Raw genomic sequence first — 4,775 nt, 5'->3', positions numbered from 1 at the left:
ATCATAAAGTTTGATCGCTTCTTGACTTACTTTTGAAACATATTGTTCATATAAGTAAGCTTTTTCTTTTTCCACTTCTTTTTTAATATCTTTTTGATATAAACGTTTATTGCTTTCATTAATTGCATCTTTTAATTCAACAGTTGCAATTGCTTTACCGTTTTGTTCAGAAACTGAAACTAATGTATATTTATATCTTGTATTAAATGGATTGTTGAAAAAAACATCTTCATTAGTCAATTGTGTTAAGGGTTTTGCATAAGCGGATGATTTTACAACAGGTTCTAAATCTGGTACTTTTTCAGAAGGGATTGTAACATCATCAATTTGATCTTTTTCTTTTGGATCATTAGGTGTTGGTTTTGATGGATCAACCTTATCATCTTGATTTTGATTTTGTGGTTGGTCTTGATCTTGATCTTGTAATAATTCTTTATTTTTGTTTAAGTCATAATCAAGTGTTTTTTGTTTTAATAATGATGCAATATAACTTTCGAATTTATCTAGACCTTCGATATCTTTGAATTTTTTTTCTGAACTTTGTTTTCATTCAACCTTATAACTTTGTGTTTGTTTATCAAAAACAAGTTCATAATCTTTATCAAGTTCTGCAAATTCATTTTCATTACCAAAAAATTCTCTAATCTTTTCATTTAAACCACTTTTATAGTTCTCTAAGTTTTCTACAACTTTTTGAGTGTTAGCGGTATTTTTTTCTGAGAAATTTCCATCTTTTTCTGATTGTCCATTTAAATCAGATAATGTTTTTGAATAATCAGTTTTAGAATCACTACCAATTCTAATATCATCATATTTTTGACCATTAACAGTTATATTTGTTTTTTTATAATCTCTTACTGTTGTAAGGATATCTGGAACATGAATTTCAAGTCCATATTTTTCTGGGTTTGTAGCAATATTACTTTCATTATTTTCAAGAAATGCTTTAACTCTATTTAAATGTGTTAATTTACTTAAATCAGATTTATATTCTTTTGAAGTCTCTAAATCTTTTTCTAGTTTTGAAATTCTATCACTAACAAAATCAACAGCGTTTTTAATAAAACCTTTGATAATTTCATCTTTACTTTTTTTACCTATTTCAGCAAAAGTATTGAAATGAGGATCATTATCTTTTGGTTTTTCAGGTGCTGGTGCTGGTTTTGGTGTTCCTGGTGTATTATTATCTGAATTAGTTTCCATTGAAACAACTAAGGCAGCAGGGATTGTAGCAGTTGGGATTGTTTTTAATAAAAACTTAACTTTGTTTTTACTCATAATTCTCCCTTTCTCTTAAGTTTAATAGCTTCATCAAATCATATTGATATTTTAAACTTTTTAAAGTTTCTAGTTCAATAATTTGATCAATTGATAAACCTAAAAATCTGTAATTTGTTAAATAATTAATTTTATCTTTTACATCAGAGTAATCTTTTGTAAAGTCTTGTTTTTTCTTTGAAACTTTATAAAACTTTTGTTTTGAAAAAGTTTTAATATCAATTTCATCTTTTTTGCAAACAATACTTGTATTATTAAAAAACATAAAGAAAGTGTTTTTTGTTTTAACATTGACAAATTTTAATAAAATCTCAGTATATGCTCCAACTGAAAATTGTTCAAGTTTAATTCAATTCTTTTCTTCATTATGATTGATAAATACATCATAATCAGATAATAAAAGTTTTTTATTATCTAAAAAAGTTATGTTGATTTTTTTTCACATAATTATTTACCACCTTCATGAAAAATTGTTTTTTTCTTTTCGGTTAGCAATACAATTTCTTCTATTTGTTTTTCTTGTTTAACTCTATTGATTTTTTTACCTAATTTAAAAATTTCTTCGTCAAGCTGTTTAATTTTCTTATTTGTTGTAACAAGACTGTTTTTTGCGTTATAAAAAGATGATTCTGTTATAAGTGCATTAATAACATTTTCAATAAAAATCATTATTTGCATTTCTAAAAAGTTTTCAATATTTGGATATATTTTATACTCATTAATAACATTATCATATTCATTTTGCACATCTAAATGAAGAAGTTTGTGAACATCAAATTCAGAAATAGGTAAAATTGTAAAAGCATTTTTGTGATTTTTATTTGAATTAATTACAAAATGTACTCTTGTATAATTATTTTCTGAAAATAAAATTCTTATAAGTTGTCTTAAGATAGAAGCAAGATTATCAACTGATGATGACTCGAAGTGTTTTAAAACAGATAATTTATTATTACTTGCAAATTCTTTGGCTCTGTTCCCGATTGTTATAAAATCAATATTTTTATTTTTGATTTTTTCAAGCATAATATTTTCATAACGTGAGTATGAATCTGTTTTATATTTTTGTTCTTCTGTTAAATAAATATAAAGTTCATTTTCTTTAAAAAATCTATTTTTTAATTTTAGTAATTGTTCAGATTTTTTAACAAAAGAAACATCTTCAATATAATTACTTTTAATATTATATTTACCAGCAAGTGCTTCTAAAATTTGTACATTAAGAAATGAATTGTTTACATAAAAGTTTAATTTTTGAGTTAATTTTAATATGTTGATTAGTAAAATATTTTTTTCGTTATTGACTTTTAATTGAATATTAGAAAGATTTTGCTTTCTTTGTATCAGTTCTTTAACGTGCATTTTTTGTAGTGTCTTTGTTTTCTATTTTAGTTGTTAATTGTTTGTCAAAAAATATCTTATATTTACCGTTTTTAATCATTAAAAGTGTATTTGGTAAAACTTCAACATAAAAACCTTGCGCTAAAAGTTCATTAATTTCAAAATTTAATAAATCTAAAAATTTATTTAAATTAGGATTTTCAGAACTTATAACACTAAGTGAAAAATTATTTGAACTTTCTTCACTTGCAATAATAGGAACAAGTGATGTTAAACTATACATAGGATTTAAATTAAATGAAACAATAAAATCTTTGAATAATATTTGATATTTTTTATCCATAGCCTTTTTTATTCCATTAACAAATTCAAAAATTTCCTCTGAATTAAAAGTTAAATTACTTTTTAAAAGTGGTGAAGTAAGTAACTTTTGAAATGAAATAAAACGATTGCTATTTTTTGAATTTTTATAAATGTTATAAATATCAAACAGTTCTTGTGATGGAATATCTATATTTTTTTTATTTGAACGTTTTAACATTATTTAACTCCTTTTATATCTTTTTTAACATGTGAGAAATGTTTAATCATTTTAATTTGAATATTTAAAACAGAAAATATTAAAAATAAAACTAAAACTGCAAAATTTACTAAAACAAATATCTTGATAAGAGATATTGGTGTTGGAACTGAAATTAATATGTAATTATTATCTGCCAACAATAGATTGTTTAAACCAAAAATAAATAATAGAATTGACTTTACAAATAGTGAAATCATTAATAAAATTGAATTTATTTTTGATATATTTCAAGACTTAATAATATAGTGAAGATATATTAATGTTGAAAAAACACTAAGTATAAAAACAAAATATAATTTTGTTGGTTCATTATCTATTATAAATATAGCTAAAACTAATTGTAATCATAATAATGACTGAGATATTGTAAAAATAATAGTATTTTTATTTTCATCTTTTGAATTTTTTGTAATTTTGTTTAAAAAATAATTTAAACCAAAATATGCAACAGTAACAGCTAAACCAACGAATAAAAATAATAAACTTATTATTTCAAATTTATCACTACCACTTTCAAATAAAATTGATTCGATAGATTTTGATGAAATAAAACTTTTTAAAAATAAAACTAAAATACCGACAATAATAATTATGTTTAAAAAGTATTTATCTTTTGTTTTAACTTGTGAAATACCTGTTTCTACATTTTTAATGAATCTATTAATATTTGCACCAACAATTGAAAACGATAAGATTAGTGTTGCAACAATAATAATAATTAAGTTTGTTACTGATTTTTCAACAAAAAGATTTTCAATTGTTTTTCAATATAATTGATTTTCATCTTTAATGTAATCAAAAAGATATTGATCTGTATAACTAACTCAAACAACAGTATTAACAATAGCAAATAACACTAATACTATTTTAGAAATTAATTGTATAACAAGTGGTATTACAGATGAATATAAAATAGGTTCAGATTTTCTTTTATAAATGTAATTATTGATTTCAAATGCTAAATCAATAATTAATAATGGTATTAAAATATATATTAAATTTAAGTATGGTTTTGGATCATAATTTTTGTTTATATCTGGTTCTGTAAAAGAAAAGAATAAAACAAATGAAGTAATTGAAATTAAAAAATACAATACATAAAAATAAATATAATTAACTATTTTTTCTTTTTGAGTGTTTATATTTTTATAATTCTTAAACACACTAAAAAGAAAAACAAAAAATAAGATGCTAAACCTTATTAATACAACAGCATTTACTTGCTGATTAGTATATGTGTCAAAAAGTAAAAAATTACCAAGTGGTTGTTTTTCACTAAAAAGCAATAGTTTAGAATCAAACAATGATTTATCTATAAATAAAAACAGCGCAAAAATAGCAAGAACAAAAAATGATATTAAGACTGCTTTATAAATAAAAACTCATTTGTTTTTTGATCTAAAACTTAGAGAAGAAGAATAATCATCATATATCTTCTTATCCTCGATTAGGGTTGAATTCATTTTAACTCCTTTAAAACAAATTAAATTATAAAACTATAAAATATAGTAATACTCTTAAATTATATCATTTTATGTTTTTTTAAAGTGTTGTGTATGATCCTGCTAAATAA

The 4,775-nt window shown here is 22.0% G+C and carries 5 protein-coding genes; all 5 read right to left on the bottom strand.

Going from position 1 to position 4,775, the window contains the following annotated elements:
• The coding region (locus BU00_RS0103260; RefSeq protein ID WP_027121458.1) for an MSC_0620 family F1-like ATPase-associated subunit at nt 1–1,278 on the bottom strand (1,278 nt) is incomplete at its 3' end.
• The gene (locus tag BU00_RS0103255) at nt 1,271–1,723 is read right to left on the bottom strand and encodes an MSC_0621 family F1-like ATPase epsilon subunit (RefSeq protein WP_051521860.1); all 453 of its coding nucleotides are present in this window, start codon (nt 1,721–1,723) and stop codon (nt 1,271–1,273) included. The genes BU00_RS0103260 and BU00_RS0103255, both read right to left, overlap by 8 nt.
• A 2-nt stretch (nt 1,724–1,725) precedes the next feature.
• Nucleotides 1,726–2,640 (bottom strand): MSC_0622 family F1-like ATPase gamma subunit, encoded by a 915-nt coding sequence (locus tag BU00_RS0103250; RefSeq protein ID WP_027121456.1) that lies wholly within the window; start codon nt 2,638–2,640, stop codon nt 1,726–1,728.
• Nucleotides 2,630–3,160, bottom strand: coding sequence for an MSC_0623 family F1-like ATPase-associated protein (locus BU00_RS04680; RefSeq protein WP_051521859.1), 531 nt, complete (start codon nt 3,158–3,160; stop codon nt 2,630–2,632). Before BU00_RS04680 ends, BU00_RS0103250 begins: the two co-directional genes overlap by 11 nt.
• Nucleotides 3,160–4,665 (bottom strand): MSC_0624 family F1-like ATPase-associated membrane protein, encoded by a 1,506-nt coding sequence (locus BU00_RS0103240; protein WP_027121455.1) that lies wholly within the window; start codon nt 4,663–4,665, stop codon nt 3,160–3,162. Before BU00_RS0103240 ends, BU00_RS04680 begins: the two co-directional genes overlap by 1 nt.
• Nucleotides 4,666–4,775: the final 110 nt, after the last annotated feature.

Origin of the sequence: Mycoplasma leonicaptivi ATCC 49890 (genome assembly GCF_000622205.1) — a bacterium.
Taxonomy (GTDB): Bacteria; Bacillota_I; Bacilli_A; order Mycoplasmatales; family Metamycoplasmataceae; genus Mycoplasmopsis; species Mycoplasmopsis leonicaptivi.
This window is presented reverse-complemented; position numbering and strand designations above follow the sequence as displayed.